Origin of the sequence: Arthrobacter sp. E3 (assembly GCF_017353415.1) — a bacterium.
Classification (GTDB): Bacteria; Actinomycetota; Actinomycetes; order Actinomycetales; family Micrococcaceae; genus Specibacter.
The window spans coordinates 43,458-59,764 of record NZ_JAFMPX010000022.1; the positions used below are offsets into that span (position 1 = coordinate 43,458).

Consider the following 16,307-nt stretch of genomic DNA (forward strand, 5'->3'; position numbering starts at 1 on the left):
GGCCTGCCTCATTGGATGGTGCTAGCTGAGGTTTACTGTCAGGGTATCCGGCTGCAGCAGCTAAGCGGGCTGCCCATGGCGGCGACGGGAAACCGTCACCATGCCAACGCCGGCGCCCACGACACCTACTCCAAGCAGGGACAGGATCGCAGCGCCAGCGGCGTCAATGCCGGTGTAGGCCAAGGCATCCTGCCCAGCGATCATGCCGTCCTTCGCAAGGGCAGGGTCATCAATTCCACCAACAGGACCGCTGGTGGAAATGACTGAAAGCTGGTTGATGCTGTGGCCGGACATCCGTCCTGTCGCCAGCATGCTGTACTCGTTTTGCACCTGCTTGTCGATGACCAGCGGCATCAAGCTGAGGAGAACCGAGAACGTGCCATTGGCGTCAGCGGTTGTCGTGGAGGCAGGCAGAGATCCAATGCTCTGGCCGTTATCCAGGTCGGTGACGGCGACGGTGATGTCAATGGTTTCACCGGGGATGAAGCCTGACCCACTAAAAGTGACCATACCTGGCGTGGGAGAATCGGTCAGATCAGTGGTCAACAGTAGCGATGCCGGGTATCCGGGCGCAGCCTGGGCGGCGACCGTTCCAGCGGACAAGGTCAGGACTCCGGCAAGCGCAACACCGGCTAGGACTTTCTTCAAGGCAATTACCCCAATTTTCATGGACTGGCTTCCCGGTATCGTCGTTGACACCGGGAATTCTTGCCACGCTATCAGTCTCTGCAGGGCAAAGATAGGCCGGTAGTGGGGGCCGATCCCTCACCCTCGGAGGCTTTGTGCGGGTTGGCCATGACCGCCCACAGCCGCTAAAAGCCGGGAATTATTAGTCAGCCAGCGCCCGGGGATGGGCCGCGGCGTACACTTCACGCAGCGTTTCGACGGTGACAAGTGTGTAGACCTGCGTGGTGGTGACCGAGGCATGGCCGAGCAGTTCCTGTACGACGCGCACATCCGCACCCCCTTCGAGCAGGTGGGTGGCAAACGAGTGCCGCAGTGTATGCGGTGAGACGTCCGCCGAGACTCCCGCCCGCTCAGCAGCGACTTTCAGGATGGACCACACGCTTTGCCTGCTGATCCGTCCGCCACGAGCGTTGAGGAACAGCGACGGCGTGCCGCCGCCCTTGGCCACGAGGGCAGGACGGCCACGGACTAGGTACGCATCAAGGGCACGCAGGGCGTAAGAACCGATGGGCACGACGCGTTCCTTGGAACCCTTGCCAAAGAGCCTCACCAAAGAAGGGCCGTCCTCCGCCGACTCAGGCAGTACCAGGTCATCAACGTCCAGTCCCACTGCCTCGCTGATACGGGCCCCCGTAGAGTACAGGAATTCGAGCATTGCCGCGTCCCGCAGCCCGGTGGGGGAATCCGTTCCGACTGCTTCGAGTATGCGTGTCACGTCGTGGACGCTAATGGCCTTGGGGAGACGCTGCCCTGCCTGCGGCGGGTGGACGTCAGCTGCAGGATCCGCATCGCTGAGCCCTTCAAGGGCCCAAAACTTGTGCAGCCCGCGGACGGCCACGATGGTCCGGGCGGCGGAGCGCAGCCCCAGGGGTGTGCCGCCGTCGGCCCCGTCCGAGAGGCCTTGGGCAAATTCGCTCACGTGGTGCCTGTCAATGCTGCCCGGTTCGGCGATGTCTGCGGCGGTGAGGAACTCCTGATACCTGCGCAGGTCACGCTTGTATGCCTGCAGGGTGTTCGGTGCGAGCCCGCGCTCCACCCCCACATGCAGCAGATAATCCTGGATGCCGCGAGTCACTCCTGTCGAGGCAGCCTGGATGGAATCCCCCCGGCCGGAGCTGCCCGGATCCGTCACCGCTGGCGGTTGGACGGGTGTTCAGGCCAAGGCGCGTTGCCGGGGCGCAAGCTGGCAAAGTCACTGCGCGCAGCCTGGGCGGCGGCCAAAATACCGACGACGGCGGACGGGTTGTGCACGCGCCCGCCCAGCACTGCAGCTGCTGCCTCTTCCAAGTCGACCCAAGCGAACTTGATCTCGGCTTCTTCCTCCGTGCGCACATGGCGCTGATCCTCTGGGACGAAGGAGATGCCGCGGGCCAAGTAGATTCTGATGGCTTCGCTGGAGGAACCGGGGGAATTGAAAAAGTCGGTCAACACATGCCATTGGGCAGCAACGAGATCGGCTTCCTCAGCCAGTTCGCGGGCAGCACCGACCACAAAGTCTTCGCCATCAATATCCAGGAGGCCGGCGGGAACCTCCCACAGATTCATTTGTACGGGGTGGCGGTACTGGCGCAGCAGCAGAACCTGGTTCTGCTCATTGAGCACCACCACCGCCACTGCCCCGGGATGCTCAATGTAGTCCCGGGTCAACGGCGTCGAACCCGGTGTCAGTGAGAACGTGTCAGAGACCACGTCCCAAATGCGGCCCTGGTACACCGTGGACTTCGAATGCAGAGTGCGGATGCTTTCCTCATCGGCGATGTTTGCCGACGAGGAGCCGACAACAGGCTGCTCCCGAGCCCCCGGTGCACCAAGGTGTGCCATCTAGACGTCCAGCAGCCGTGTAGCACTCTGGCGTGCAAGCGCTGCCGCAACCAGACCGGCAAAGAGCGGGTGCGGCCGGGTGGGTCGCGAGCTCAACTCGGGGTGCGCCTGAGTGGAGACATAGTAAGGGTGCACGTCACGCGGAAGCTCAACATACTCAACGAGCTTGCCGTCGGGAGAGGTGCCGGAGAACACCAGCCCTGCCGCAGCGATCTGTTCCCGGTATTTGTTGTTCACCTCGTAGCGGTGGCGGTGCCGTTCGGCAACATCAGTGGTCCCATACGTTTCGGCAACCACTGAACCCGGGGTGAGCACGGCCGGGTACAGACCCAAGCGCATGGTCCCGCCAAGGTCTCCCCTGCCGGCCACGATGTCCTGCTGCTCTTCCATGGTGGCGATGACGGGATACTTGGGGTTTTCGTCAAACTCTGACGAGGACGCACCTTCAAGGCCCACCACATTGCGCGCGTATTCAATGACCATGGACTGCAAGCCCAGGCACAGCCCCAGCGTGGGGATCAGGTTTTCGCGAGCAAACTTCAGCGCACCGAGCTTGCCTTCGAGACCGCGGATGCCGAAGCCGCCGGGCACACAGATGGCGTCAATGTCTGCCAAGGCCACACGGGCCCCTGCCTCAGTGGCACAGTCATCGGAGGGAACCCAACGGATCTTCACCTTGGTGGCGTTGGCGAAACCTCCGGCCCGCAAAGCCTCCGTGACGGAAAGGTACGCGTCAGGCAGATCAATGTACTTACCAACCAAAGCGATCTCAATGTGGTGTGCCGGGTTGTGAACCACTTCAAGCAGCTTGTCCCACTTGGTCCAGTCAACGTCCTTGAAGGGCAAATCGAGGGCGCGGATGATGTAGGAGTCAAGGCCCTGGGCATGCAGCGTCTTGGGGATCTCGTAGATGCTGGGGGCGTCAGGGCAACCAATGACGGCTTCAACATCCACATCGCAGGCGCGGCCAATCTTAGCGTGCATGGCTTCGGGCAGAACCCGGTCGGAGCGCAAAATGATGGCGTCGGGCTGAATGCCCAGGGAGCGCAGCGCAGCAACTGAGTGCTGGGTTGGCTTGGTCTTCAGTTCCTGTGACGGGCCAATGTAGGGGACCAAAGAGACGTGCGCGAAGAACACGTTGTTGCGGCCCACGTCTTGGCGTACCTGGCGTGCCGACTCCAGGAACGGTTGGGACTCGATGTCGCCAACCGTGCCGCCAATTTCGGTGATGATCACGTCGGGGGCGTTGGGGCCTTCGGCCGGCAGGCGCATGCGGCGCTTGATCTCATCGGTGATATGCGGGATGACCTGGACGGTGTCCCCCAAGTATTCACCGCGGCGTTCCTTGGCGATCACCGTTGAGTAGACCTGACCCGTTGTGACGTTGGCTGAGCCCTCAAGATTTTCATCCAGGAAACGCTCGTAATGGCCAATATCCAGGTCGGTCTCGGCGCCGTCGTCTGTCACGAAGACTTCACCGTGCTGGAAGGGATTCATTGTGCCCGGATCCACGTTGAGATAGGGATCGAGCTTTTGCATTGTGACCGAGAGGCCGCGTGCCCGCAGCAGGTGACCGAGGCTGGAAGCCGTCAGACCCTTGCCGAGCGAGGACGCGACTCCGCCGGTGACGAAGATGTGTTTGGTCGTCTTGGACTGACCACTGAACCGGGAATTTGATCGTTGCACCACGGAATTCGAGCCTATCATCTAATGAGTCAATATACGTTCGCGAACGGCACCCAAATTTTGCATAACCGCCCCAAAATTTTAGTGGGTGGGACGCGCTGCCTGCGCCAACAATTCCTTGGCGTGGGCTTGCGCTGTCACTGAATCCTCCTGCCCTGCAAGCATTCGGGCCAGTTCCACAACCCGTTCCTCGTACGTCAAAACCCGCACATTGCTGGTGGTGATGCCTGTTGAGTTTTTGCTCACAGAACTCTTGGTGACAAGGATGTGTTGGTCGGCAAATGCGGCCACCTGCGGCAGGTGGGTCACCACTAAAACTTGCACGTGTTCGGCCAGCATCGCCAGCCTGCGCCCAATTTCCACAGCCGCCTTACCACCCACACCTGAGTCAACTTCGTCGAACACGAACGTGGGAACGGGGTCGACGGCGGCCAGCACCACTTCCAGCGCCAGCATCACCCGTGACAGCTCACCACCGGAGGCCCCCTTGCCCAGCGGACGCGGCAGGGCACCAGCGTGGGGTGCCAGCAGGAACGCAATGTCATCTTGGCCGTGCACGGTGCGTTCCGTCGCAGAGATCTCAATGACAAGCTTGGCATCGGGCATCGCCAGTGCCTTCAACTCGGAACTGACGGCCTTGGCCAACTTCTCCGCTGCCTTGCGGCGTGCAGCCGTCAGCTGGTCCGCCAACCCGCCCAGTTCCGCGAGGGCAGCGGATTCTGCAGCTTCAAGGCTTTCAATCCGGCCGGAGTCGTCGCTGAGCTCGGTCAGGCGGACCCTGGCGGCGTCCGCCCACTCGATGACCTCATCAATGCTGGGTGCGTATTTGCGCACCAGAACGGCCAGTTCACCGCGCCTGTCCTCCACCTCGGCCAGCCGACCGGGCCCCTCTGAATCCAGGGAGGTGGCGTAGCTGGCAAGGTCCCTGGCAATGTCAGCGAGCAAATAGCCAACTTCGGAGAGCCGCTTGGTGGTTTGTCCCAGCTCCTCGTCACTGTCGGCCACCGTTTCCACGAGCCGCTTGGCCGTATCCACGAGAGTTGCTGCGTCGATGCCGTCGCCGTAGTCAGCGGCACTGAGGGCTTCGTGGGCTCCCAAGGTCGCTTTGCGCAGTTCCTCCACGTTGCCCAGTTTCACGGCCTGGGCCTTGAGCATCTCGTCTTCAGCCTCCAACGGTTCCACGGCATCGATTTCAGCCAGCGCCGTGGTCAATGCCTCGGCTTCACGCAACCGTTCCCTACTCGCCGATCGCAACTGCGCCAGCTCGGCCCGGGTAGCACGCCACTGCTCAAACACTCCCCTATAAGCCTGCTGCGTGGCGGAAAATCCCTTGTGTGCCTCGGCGGCAAACTTATCCAGGGCGACGCGTTGCGCCGAGGGGTTCTTCAACCGGATCTGGTCCGACTGCCCATGCACGGCAACCAAGGCCTCCCCCAGTTCGTTGAGCACCCCGATGGGAGCGCTGCGTCCGCCCACATGGGCCCGGCTGCGCCCGTCAGCACTGACGGTGCGGGCCAGAATGAGCTGCGCTCCGCCGTCGAACTCGTCAACCTCGGCACCTGCTTCCAGCGCACGCACCAGGGCAGGGTGCCCGGCGGGAAGCGTCAATGTAGCTTCGGCTGAGGCAGTCTTTGCTCCGTTGCGCACCGCGCCGGCGTCGGCCCTGTTGCCCAGCAGAAGCCCGACGGCGGTCACCACCATGGTCTTTCCAGCACCGGTTTCGCCGCTGACGACGCTCAGGCCCGGACCCAACGGGAGTGTTGACTCCGAGATGACGCCCAAGTCCCGGATGCGGATTTCTTCAATCACGCCGGGTCCTCCCCGTAAAACGCCGTGGTGCCGGAGTAGGAGCTTTCCTGCGGCGGAATCCTCAGATCCGGCAGTGGCGGCATGTCACTGTGGGGCCGGCCTTCCAGCGGGTACTTTGGCCTGGGTGTCTTAATGATGGGCAGCTGTGTGGTGGGCGGCTCCGCCACTTCCACCGATGGTCCGCGCCAGCCTTGGACGGGCAGTTCAAATTTGCGGACCAGCCGTTCGGAAAATGTTGACAGCTGCGTTCTTGCCAGCTTGACCGGCTTATCGGAACGGGACACCTCGATGCGTGCGCCGGGCAACAGATCCACGGTTCGCCGGCCGTCGCACCAGATCACGCCGTAGGCGCCGTTGCGGGTGAGCACTTCCACAGCCAGGGTGGATGTCGGGGAAACCACCAGTGGCTTGGCAAAGAGTGCGTGGGCGCTGATGGGCACCATCAGCAAAGCTTCAACGCCGGGCCAGACCACGGGGCCGCCGGCGGAAAACGCGTAGGCAGTGGAACCGGTGGGCGTAGCCATGACCACCCCGTCGCACCCGTAGGACGTCAAAGGGCGTCCGTCCACTTCCGTCACCACCTCGATCATGCGTTCGCGGTTGCCCTTTTCCACGGCCACTTCATTCAAGGCCCAGGTGTGCGCCACGACTTTGCCGGCAACGCGCACCATGACATCGAGGCACATGCGTTCCTCCACGGAATACTTGCGCTCGACGACGGCTGCAACGGTCTGGATGAGCTCTTCGCGTTCGCTTTCGGCCAGGAACCCCACATGCCCCAGGTTGACACCGAGCAGCGGGACGTCATAGTCGCGGACGATTTCAGCGGCACGCAGAATGGTTCCGTCACCGCCGAGCACCATGACAAGCTCGATGTCTGCCAAGGTGACGTCTTGGCCAAGGACTTCCATTTTGACGCTGGAGACGCCCAGATAACCTGTCATGTCCACCAGTTCTTCGGCGTACATGACGGGGACAATGTTGTTTGCATGAAGTTCAACGCACGCCTCGAGGGCGGCAAGCATCGACTCTTCACGGCCGGTGTGGGCCAGAATCAAGACGCGCCGTGTCATGTGCTGTTTCCTCTTCGCTTGGTTTCAGTTCCAGGTGCACCCGGCCCGCCCGTCTCAGAGCTGCTTGTCCTGCGAACTTCGCGGACGGGTCGTGTGCGCTTTAGGGCCAGAGCCGGGCCAACAGCTTCTCCACGGCACGCCCCTGTTCTTCGATCTTAGGCGCAGGGCCCGACACAACACGCTTGGCGAGTAGAAAATACTCAACATTTCCGTCTTGTCCGGGGAGGGCACTGGTGCCGATGTCCTGCAGGGCGAGCCCGTTTGCAACTGCCGCCGACGCCACCAAGGCGACAGCCCGGCGTCGTTCATTCTCACTGCTCACGACTCCGGTGCGGGCCAGACGCTCCCTGCCCACCTCAAACTGGGGCTTCACCATCAACAGCAGCTCCCCGCCGACCTGTGTGGCCAGGGCAAGCGGTGTCATGACAAGGGTGAGGGAAATGAAGGAGAGGTCACACACGGTCAGCTCTGCCGGCCCGCCGATGTCCTCCGCACTCATGTAGCGAATATTCAGGCCCTCGTGGACGTCCACACGGGGGTCGTGGCGCAGGGATTCCACCAGCTGGCCATGCCCCACATCCACGGCCACCACACGTGCAGCACCGTTGCGGAGCAGCACGTCCGTGAAGCCGCCGGTGGATGCGCCGGCGTCAAGGCAGCGTTTCCCAGCCACTGTGACCTGTGGGAAATGTGCCAGGGCACCGGCCAGCTTGTGCCCGGCGCGTGAGACGTAGTCCTCTTCGTGGCCCGGCAGAAGTTCGACGGCGGTGCCCGACACCACCGCTTGGGCCGCCTTCACGGCGGGGACCCCTTCCACTGTGACCCGGCCGGCCTTGATGAGGGTGGCCGCCACAGTGCGCGAGCGGGCCAGCCCGCGGTTGACCAGTTCCTGGTCAAGGCGGCTCACGAGGCGTCCCCGCGCAGCGCGGCTATGGGGTCCGCGTCCAGCTCACGTTCGAGCCCTTCGAGGACCTGCGTGTACCGCGCCTTATGCTCACTGGCCGGCAAGTGCACTGTTTGCGCAGCCAGCGCCACGAGGGCATCCACTGCTGGATCCCCCGTGGGTTGGCTGGGTGCTTGGCTTCGCAACTGGTCTTCGTTCGCTGTCATGGCAGTTCGGTGTGCCAGACCAGGCCTGGTGCCGTTGCCTGGTCGGTGTCCGGTACCGCTGCCCACCATGCGGCGCAGGCGGCACGCCAGGAATCGGAGTCTTCGGGGTTACCGGCAATGTGCACCGTCTGCTCGCCGGTGCTGTCCGTCGTTGTGCGCGCGGCAGCGGCACCACAGGTGACGGTGCCGCCGTCGAACGTCACATCTGGATAAGCCGTAAACAGCTGCGCCATGGAGTCAATGATGAAAGTGGGCCGCTGCGCGGTGCAGGACCGCAGCGCTGCTTCCGCTGAATCGACACCCGTTAGCACCAGCGCCGTCGCCATGCCTGCGTTGTTGCCACCGAGGATGTCGGTGTCGAGCCTGTCGCCCACCACCAGCGGTGCTTTTGCTCCCAACCGACTGGCAGCCGTGTGGAAGAGCGGCGCCTCTGGTTTGCCGGCCACCAGCGGGTCATGCCCGACGGCGGTGCGCACCGCAGCAACCAACGTCCCGTTGCCGGGGGCAATCCCCCGGTCCTGCGGGATGGTCATGTCGGTGTTGGTGGCAATCCACAGCGCGCCGCCCTTGATGGCGAACGTGGCCTCGGCCAGGTCCCGCCATCCCAACTCTGGGTCAAATCCTTGAATTACGGCATCCGGAGCGTCAGCGGCACCGTCAACGACGGCCATGCCCAACGCCTGCACCTCCTGCGCCAGTGCTGTACTGCCCGTAACCAGGACCTTGCTGCCCTGAGGCAACTTTTGAGCCAGCAGGGCAGCGCCCGCCTGGGCGGAGCTGACCACTTGGTCGTCGTCCGCCGGGGCACCCAGCTCACGCAGGTGTGCTGCGATCTTGGCAGGCGTTCGTGAAGCGTTATTCGTGACGTACGCCAGCTTCACGTTGACGTCGGCAAGCTTGTTCAACGCTTCCACGGCACCGGGAATGGCGGCTGGACCGGCGTAGACAACGCCGTCCAGATCCGCCAAAACCGCATCAAAGCCACTGATCAAGGGACTAGCTCTCACTGTGGTTGAACTCGCCGGAATCCTCGCCTTCGGAGGGGTGGGAGTGGTTGTCGTCCTCAGTGCTGTCTTCGTCGGCGCTGTCTTCTTCGGCGCTGTCGGCATCTGACTCGGCGTCGTCGGACTCAAAGTGGGAAGACTCGGCGTCGTCGATGTTCTGTTCGTCCTGCTCTGCGTCACCTGAGGTGAGTTCGGCAGCTGCCAGGGTGGCGTCGTCGTTCGTGGCAGGAGCGGTGGCCGGAGCCATCACGTCCGCTACACGCACGCGGGGGGATTCCAAGGGGATGTCCTCATCGTCGCCCAGGTCGATGATGATCTGGTCCATGCCTTCGTCAACGCCGAGGGCTTCCTCTGCAACCAACGCCTGACGCTCCCACGTCTTCGCTTCGTCCTTGCGGTCAGCGGCACGCAGCACCATGCCGTAGGCACGGAACAGGCGCGGACTGAAGGAGAACGCACGGTTCATGTCCAGCTGCGGGATTTCCAGCGCTGACAGTGCCGCTTCCATCTCGCCCAAGTCACCGCGTGCCCCGGATTCAACAATGGCCAATTCGACCTTGCCGGCGGTGTCCAAGGTTTCGGCATCTTCGGAGTTGATCAGTTCCAGTGCGCGGTCCGGACGGCCCAGGCCGCGTTCGCAGTCGGCCATGAGCGGCAAGTGCGCGTTGGATCCGCTGATGCGGCGGAAGGTGCGCAGTTCACGCAACGCTTCGCCGTACTTGCCGGCGGCATAGGCCGTCATGGCCACAGCTTCACGAACACAGGCCAAGCGGCCACCACGGCGGCTGGCAGCGAGTGCGTGTTCGAAGGCAAGCTCCGGTTCGAAGTCGATCAACCGGCCTGCCATGACGAGGTGCTTGGAGACCCACTCGTTGTTGCGTGAGTCAAGGATCCGCAGCTGGGCGCGGGTTACCTTGTCCAGTTCTTCACCAGTGACGTCTGCATCAATGTGGGGTGAACGTTCCCGGTCGGGACGGTTGGAGCTGCGCAGATCGCCGGCATTGCGCACCGGTGCCGTGCGGGGTCCGCGGTCTTCGCGTGCACCGTGGCTCGGGCGGTCGTTACCGGGGCGGTCTCCACCGGAGCGGGCCGGACGGTCATCACGGTTGCCATAGGAAGGACGTGAGTCGCGGTCGCCTGAAGGGCGTCCACCCTGGCCACCACGGTTGTCGCGGTCACCATAAGAGGGGCGTGCATCGCGGTTACCGTAGGGGCGGTCTCCACCGGAGCGAGCCGGACGGTCATCACGGTTACCGTAGGAAGGACGTGAATCACGGTCGCCTGAAGGGCGCCCACCCTGGCCACCACGGTTATCGCGGTCACCATAAGAAGGGCGTGCATCGCGGTTACCGTAGGGGCGGTCTCCACCCGAGCGAGCCGGACGGTCATCACGGTTACCGTAGGAAGGACGTGAATCACGGTCGCCTGAAGGGCGCCCACCCTGGCCACCACGGTTATCGCGGTCACTGTACGGACGTGCCTGCTGGCGGTCGTTTGTTGCTGGACGCTCAGCGTAGGGCCGGCCGTTGCCACCGTTGTCCTTGTCACGAGAGTTATTCTCGTGCTTTCCTTCGTAATGCTCAGCCATGTCGACTCCTAAACCTATGAGCGCACTAACTGGCACAGTAACAGCCGCTCTTCACTATTGATCTTCTACTGCAAAAACCTCGGACCGAATCGTCCACACTACAGTCTAGTCGAGCGCAGGCACGCCACCCATGAATCTGGCGTATCTAGCCAAGATGAGTGGCCAATCACAGTACTTCTCGTACTGCTGCAGGCCAACGTTCCCCGCAGCCCAGCCGTCATGAGTGAGCGATACGGTAGTGGAGCCATCATCATTTGTGGCGAAGTCCACATGCACAACAGTGGGAGAGAGCCGATCGCCGTCCATCTGCCACCTCATGTCCAAGGACGATGGGGCATCCCATCCTTGAACCTCACCCCACAAGACGTGCTCCCCTGTAAATGCATCCTCCAAAAGGACACCGTTCTCGAATCCGTCATGAGCTTCGGCTCCGAATTTACTGTGTGTTTCCATTGGCCACCACAAATGAATCCCGTCAGTAAAGCCGCCAAACGCTTCAGCGAGTGGTACAGGCACAACAACAACCGCATGCCTCGCCGCATGGACCGTCTGATCCTCAGGAAGGTCTACAGCGGCGTGGGAAAACAAATTGGACATGCATCAATCCTAATTGGCGACAACCACGAGTACATCACCCAGAATCAAACCCACTTGCATCAGTGCGTGCATCGAATCGACCAGAGAACCAACTTCTTGACGTCCATAACAACGCGACCATATCATCTGGGGTAGGAACCCAACTTTCCAGTCCGTGGGGCCACCAATGCATGACCGTAAACTACTCGGAACCGCCAACGTCAGCGACCAGACATTGACCCAACTCATCGCTGAACTTCTCCACGAGCCACCGGAACGGGTGACTCTGGTGAGCGCCGACGTCGAACTGGTTGCCTATGACATTCCTGCAATTACGACAGCCGGCCGCTACTGGGTTCATGGCCATGCCATGGTCGCAGGCGAGCCGCAAAGGTACTCCTTCTTCGTAAAACACGTACAGTCATGGTCACGCTCACCACTTTTTGCGCAGGTACCTGAAGAGTCAGCAGCCATGGCCGAAGCCAGTGTGCCGTGGCGGATTGAACCATTAGTCTACCGATCCAACCTCGGCCAAATACTGCCGCACGGGCTTAGGATGCCTCGTGCATTGGGCGTTTTCGATCTGGACGCGAAGTCAGCCAGTATTTGGCTGGAACAGATCAGGACGGTGCCTGCCATATGGGATGTGGACCGGTATTCGCAGGCAGCCTATCTGCTCGGCCGGCTGGCAGCCAACCCGCGAGTCCGGGAACGGGCCAACGTCGGAGAATTTCCTTGGACCGTACTTGACTACGTACAGGGGCGTCTGCAAAACCAGGTGATTCCCTTGCTACGCGACTCTGGACTCTGGTGCCATCCCCTAGTGTCTGGCGCGTTCAACGACTCGCTGAGAATCCGCCTGCAGGAGAGTGCCAATCGGGTTCACGAACTTGTCGACGAACTCATCGCCCTTCCGTTGGGAAGCGTTCACGGCGACGCCTGTCCGAATAATCTACTCGTCACTGCCGATGAGGAAGGCTTTGTCCTCATCGACTATGGATTCTTCGGCGAGGGGCCCGTCGGATTCGATCTTGGGCAACTCCTCGTCGGGGAAATACAACTTGGTCGGCAGGGAGTCCCTTCTCTCGAGACCATCGACGAGGCCATCCTCCCGTCCTACGTGGATGGGCTCCGGGCAGAAGGCAGCGAGATCTCCTTAGACACGGTCCGACGGGCCCACGCCCTGCATCTGATGCTTTACACAGGATTGTCGACAGTGCCTTTTGAACACCTCGGGGAGGCAACAACGCCGGCACTCCAACAACTCTCTGCGGACCGCGCAGCCATCGCTCGATTTAGCATCAGCCTCCTCGATGCAACCGAAACAACATCCGGCGGTGCGCTGGGTCCTAACTTTTAAATGCAGGGAGGCCCCGCACCGTGTGGTGTGGGGCCTCGACCTGTTTTTGGTGTTGTCCGGCGGTGTCCTACTCTCCCACATCCTCTCGAATGCAGTACCATCGGCGCTGTGGGTCTTAGCTTCCGGGTTCGGAATGGGACCGGGCGTTTCCCCCACGCTATGACCACCGTAACTTTTTCCCCAGTCCCAACACAGTGTGTGTTGGTGTGGGTGGTTTGTTGGGTGTTCTTGTGATGAACAACTTCTATTTTATTATACAGGGGTTCTTTGACTCTTTTTTACCGGTTGAGTGGTGTGGTGAGTCATAGTTTTCCTGTTGTTTTTTTGGTTTCCTTGGCCGAACAAACGGGTGGGTTTGTTGGTTGGGAACCACATAGTGAACGCGAGCATACCTTGGTAGAGGTGTGTGTGGTGTAAGTTATCGGCTTATTAGTACCGGTCAGCTTCACGAGTCTTTAGTCCTCGCTTCCACGTCCGGCCTATCAACCCAGTGGTCTAGCTGGGGGCCTCTCACACGTTTAGGTGTATGGAAATCTCATCTTGAAGTGGGCTTCCCGCTTAGATGCTTTCAGCGGTTATCCCTTCCGAACGTAGCTAATCAGCGATGCACTTGGCAGTACAACTGACACACCAGAGGTTCGTCCGTCCCGGTCCTCTCGTACTAAGGACAGCTCTTCTCAAATTTCCTGCGCGCGCAGCGGATAGGGACCGAACTGTCTCACGACGTTCTAAACCCAGCTCGCGTACCGCTTTAATGGGCGAACAGCCCAACCCTTGGGACCTACTCCAGCCCCAGGATGCGACGAGCCGACATCGAGGTGCCAAACCATGCCGTCGATATGGACTCTTGGGCAAGATCAGCCTGTTATCCCCGAGGTACCTTTTATCCGTTGAGCGACGGCCATTCCACAATGTGCCGCCGGATCACTAGTCCCGACTTTCGTCCCTGCTCGAGGTGTCCCTCTCACAGTCAAGCTCCCTTGTGCACTTACACTCGATACCTGATTGCCAACCAGGCTGAGGGAACCTTTGGGCGCCTCCGTTACTTTTTAGGAGGCAACCGCCCCAGTTAAACTACCCATCAGGCACTGTCCCTGACCCGGATTACGGGCCGAAGTTAGATGTCCAAAGTGACCAGAGTGGTATTTCAACGATGACTCCACCGCAACTAGCGTTGCAGTTTCACAGTCTCCCACCTATCCTACACAAGCCACTCCGAACACCAATACCAAACTATAGTAAAGGTCTCGGGGTCTTTCCGTCCTGCTGCGCGTAACGAGCATCTTTACTCGTACTGCAATTTCGCCGAGTTTATGGTTGAGACAGCGGGGAAGTCGTTACTCCATTCGTGCAGGTCGGAACTTACCCGACAAGGAATTTCGCTACCTTAGGATGGTTATAGTTACCACCGCCGTTTACTGGGGCTTAAATTCTCAGCTTCGCTCCAAAGAGCTAACCGGTCCTCTTAACCTTCCAGCACCGGGCAGGAGTCAGTCCGTATACATCGTCTTGCGACTTCGCACGGACCTGTGTTTTTAGTAAACAGTCGCTTCCCCCTGGTCTCTGCGGCCCACACCCGCTCACGGAACGCAAGGTTCCTTCACGGGGCAGGCCCCCCTTCTCCCGAAGTTACGGGGGCATTTTGCCGAGTTCCTTAACCATAATTCTCTCGATCGCCTTAGTATTCTCTACCTGATCACCTGTGTCGGTTTGGGGTACGGGCGGTTGGAACCTCACGTCGATGCTTTTCTAGGCAGCATAGGATCACCGAATTCCCCCGTACGGGGGTCCCATCAGATCTCAGAATCGTCATTAAAGACAGCACCACGGATTTGCCTATGGTACTTCCTACATCCTTAGACCGGGACTACCATCGCCCGGCTCGGCTACCTTCCTGCGTCACACCTGTTAATACGTTTACCTCCCTGGTTCAGGTCCCACGCTCCTTAACTCTTCCTGGCCCGAAGGCACGCAAAGAGAAAACTTGGGTGGTTAGTATCACCAGTTCAATAGGGGCGGTTCTTCACCGGTACGGGAATATCAACCCGTTGTCCATCGACTACGCCTGTCGGCCTCGCCTTAGGTCCCGACTTACCCAGGGCAGATTAGCTTGACCCTGGAACCCTTGATCATTCGGCGGACGGGTTTCTCACCCGTCTTTCGCTACTCATGCCTGCATTCTCACTCGTGTAGGCTCCACCGCTAGTTCACACTGCGGCTTCAATGCCTACACGACGCTCCCCTACCACTCCAAACCCCTGAACCAAAGGACGAACCTACTGGTTTGGGTATTGTTTGAAATCCACAACTTCGGCGGTGTACTTGAGCCCCGCTACATTGTCGGCGCGGGATCACTTGACCAGTGAGCTATTACGCACTCTTTTAAGGATGGCTGCTTCTAAGCCAACCTCCTGGTTGTCTAAGCAATCCCACATCCTTTCCCACTTAGCACACGCTTAGGGGCCTTAGTTGGTGGTCTGGGCTGTTTCCCTCTCGACTATGAAGCTTATCCCCCACAGTCTCACTGCTACGCTCTGACTTACCGGCATTCGGAGTTTGGCTGACGTCAGTAACCTTGTAGGGCCCATTAGCCATCCAGTAGCTCTACCTCCAGTAAGAAACACGCAACGCTGCACCTAAATGCATTTCGGGGAGAACCAGCTATCACGAAGTTTGATTGGCCTTTCACCCCTACCCACAGCTCATCCCCTCCATTTTCAACTGAAGTGGGTTCGGTCCTCCACGCGCTCTTACACGCGCTTCAACCTGGCCATGGGTAGATCACTTCGCTTCGGGTCTAGATCACGCCACTACACTCGCCCTATTCAGACTCGCTTTCGCTACGGCTTCCCCACACGGGTTAACCTCGCGACGTAACACTAACTCGCAGGCTCATTCTTCAAAAGGCACGCCATCACCACAACAACAACCCCCCAAAAGGGGGCTCGGTGGCTCTGACGGATTGTAAGCACACGGTTTCAGGTACTATTTCACTCCCCTCCCGGGGTACTTTTCACCTTTCCCTCACGGTACTTGTCCGCTATCGGTCATTAGGTAGTATTTAGGCTTATCAGGTGGTCCTGACAGATTCACACGGGATTTCTCGGGCCCCGTGCTACTTGGGATACTCACCAAAGGGAGTGCACTGCATTTCAGTTACGGGACTCTCACCCTCTACGGTCGGCCATTCAAAACCGTTCACCTATACATGCACCATTCCCCTTCCTAGTCCGGCAGAACTAGATCGGTCAGTCCCTCAACCCCGCACCATGCAACGCCCGCCGGCTATCACACATGACACGGTTTAGCCTGTTCCGCGTTCGCTCGCCACTACTAACGGAATCACTATTGTTTTCTCTTCCTGTGGGTACTGAGATGTTTCACTTCCCCACGTTCCCTCCACACATCCTATATATTCAGATGCAGGTCACCACCTCGCCTTGCGACGGGTAGCGGGGTTCCCCCATTCGGACACCCTCGGATCAAAGTTTGGTTATCAACTCCCCGAGGCTTATCGCAGATTCCTACGTCCTTCTTCGGCTCCTAATGCCAAGGCATCCACCGTGCGCCCTTAAAAACTTGACCACACACAT

The 16,307-nt window shown here is 60.2% G+C and carries 12 protein-coding genes and 2 rRNA genes; 1 reads left to right on the forward strand and 13 read right to left on the reverse strand.

The features are described from left to right. Positions 1–60: 60 nt before the first annotated feature. The 11 genes from JMA46_RS10790 to JMA46_RS10840 form a co-directional block, all read right to left on the reverse strand. Positions 61–669 carry a hypothetical protein gene (locus tag JMA46_RS10790; RefSeq protein WP_207345337.1) on the reverse strand — a complete coding sequence of 203 codons (609 nt, stop codon included), beginning with the start codon at positions 667–669 and terminating at the stop codon, positions 61–63. A gap of 160 nt (positions 670–829) precedes the next feature. Then, positions 830–1,819: a site-specific tyrosine recombinase XerD gene (gene xerD, locus JMA46_RS10795; RefSeq protein WP_348770125.1), complete on the reverse strand. Its 990-nt coding sequence runs from the start codon at positions 1,817–1,819 to the stop codon at positions 830–832. Beyond that, on the reverse strand, positions 1,816–2,508 hold the full coding sequence (locus JMA46_RS10800) for an NUDIX hydrolase (RefSeq protein ID WP_207345338.1): 693 nt from the start codon (positions 2,506–2,508) through the stop codon (positions 1,816–1,818). The genes xerD and JMA46_RS10800 overlap by 4 nt, the downstream gene beginning before the upstream one ends. Next, on the reverse strand, positions 2,509–4,215 hold the full coding sequence (locus tag JMA46_RS10805) for a CTP synthase (protein ID WP_207345339.1): 1,707 nt from the start codon (positions 4,213–4,215) through the stop codon (positions 2,509–2,511). A gap of 60 nt (positions 4,216–4,275) precedes the next feature. Next, positions 4,276–6,003, reverse strand: a complete 1,728-nt coding sequence (gene recN / locus JMA46_RS10810) for a DNA repair protein RecN (RefSeq protein ID WP_207345340.1) — start codon at positions 6,001–6,003, stop codon at positions 4,276–4,278. Beyond that, the gene (locus tag JMA46_RS10815) at positions 6,000–7,076 is read right to left on the reverse strand and encodes an NAD kinase (protein WP_207345341.1); all 1,077 of its coding nucleotides are present in this window, start codon (positions 7,074–7,076) and stop codon (positions 6,000–6,002) included. The genes recN and JMA46_RS10815 overlap by 4 nt, the downstream gene beginning before the upstream one ends. A gap of 100 nt (positions 7,077–7,176) precedes the next feature. Beyond that, positions 7,177–7,983, reverse strand: a complete 807-nt coding sequence (locus JMA46_RS10820) for a TlyA family rRNA (cytidine-2'-O)-methyltransferase (RefSeq protein WP_207345342.1) — start codon at positions 7,981–7,983, stop codon at positions 7,177–7,179. Next, positions 7,980–8,186: a hypothetical protein gene (locus JMA46_RS10825; RefSeq protein ID WP_207345343.1), complete on the reverse strand. Its 207-nt coding sequence runs from the start codon at positions 8,184–8,186 to the stop codon at positions 7,980–7,982. The genes JMA46_RS10820 and JMA46_RS10825 overlap by 4 nt, the downstream gene beginning before the upstream one ends. After that, positions 8,183–9,193 (reverse strand): HAD-IIA family hydrolase, encoded by a 1,011-nt coding sequence (locus JMA46_RS10830; RefSeq protein ID WP_348770126.1) that lies wholly within the window; start codon positions 9,191–9,193, stop codon positions 8,183–8,185. The genes JMA46_RS10825 and JMA46_RS10830 overlap by 4 nt, the downstream gene beginning before the upstream one ends. Beyond that, positions 9,183–10,778, reverse strand: a complete 1,596-nt coding sequence (locus JMA46_RS10835; protein ID WP_207345345.1) for a hypothetical protein — start codon at positions 10,776–10,778, stop codon at positions 9,183–9,185. The genes JMA46_RS10830 and JMA46_RS10835 overlap by 11 nt, the downstream gene beginning before the upstream one ends. 105 nt (positions 10,779–10,883) lie before the next feature. Beyond that, complete coding sequence (locus tag JMA46_RS10840) at positions 10,884–11,375, reverse strand: hypothetical protein (RefSeq protein ID WP_207345346.1); 492 nt, start codon at positions 11,373–11,375, stop codon at positions 10,884–10,886. A 166-nt stretch (positions 11,376–11,541) separates the two neighbouring features. Between JMA46_RS10840 and JMA46_RS10845 the strand changes: the two genes are divergently transcribed. Next, entirely contained in the window at positions 11,542–12,714 is a 1,173-nt protein-coding gene (locus JMA46_RS10845) for a phosphotransferase (RefSeq protein WP_207345347.1), read from the forward strand. Between the two features lie 54 nt (positions 12,715–12,768). Here the strand turns inward: JMA46_RS10845 and rrf are convergent. Together rrf and JMA46_RS10855 are read right to left on the reverse strand one after the other, a co-directional pair. Continuing rightward, positions 12,769–12,885 (reverse strand): 5S ribosomal RNA (gene rrf, locus JMA46_RS10850). 237 nt (positions 12,886–13,122) lie between these two features. After that, positions 13,123–16,299, reverse strand: a 23S ribosomal RNA gene (locus JMA46_RS10855). Between the last annotated feature and the right edge of the window lie 8 nt (positions 16,300–16,307).

Bases quoted from the DNA above. Each gene is read 5' to 3' on its own strand.
- JMA46_RS10805 (WP_207345339.1), bottom strand. From the start codon at position 4,215: ATGATAGGCTCGAATTCCGTGGTGCAACGATCAAATTCCCGGTTCAGT.
- JMA46_RS10835 (WP_207345345.1), bottom strand. From the start codon at position 10,778: ATGGCTGAGCATTACGAAGGAAAGCACGAGAATAACTCTCGTGACAAG.
- JMA46_RS10840 (WP_207345346.1), bottom strand. From the start codon at position 11,375: ATGTCCAATTTGTTTTCCCACGCCGCTGTAGACCTTCCTGAGGATCAG.
- JMA46_RS10790 (WP_207345337.1), bottom strand. From the start codon at position 669: ATGAAAATTGGGGTAATTGCCTTGAAGAAAGTCCTAGCCGGTGTTGCG.
- JMA46_RS10845 (WP_207345347.1), top strand. From the start codon at position 11,542: ATGCATGACCGTAAACTACTCGGAACCGCCAACGTCAGCGACCAGACA.
- JMA46_RS10825 (WP_207345343.1), bottom strand. From the start codon at position 8,186: ATGACAGCGAACGAAGACCAGTTGCGAAGCCAAGCACCCAGCCAACCC.
- JMA46_RS10815 (WP_207345341.1), bottom strand. From the start codon at position 7,076: ATGACACGGCGCGTCTTGATTCTGGCCCACACCGGCCGTGAAGAGTCG.
- JMA46_RS10800 (WP_207345338.1), bottom strand. From the start codon at position 2,508: ATGGCACACCTTGGTGCACCGGGGGCTCGGGAGCAGCCTGTTGTCGGC.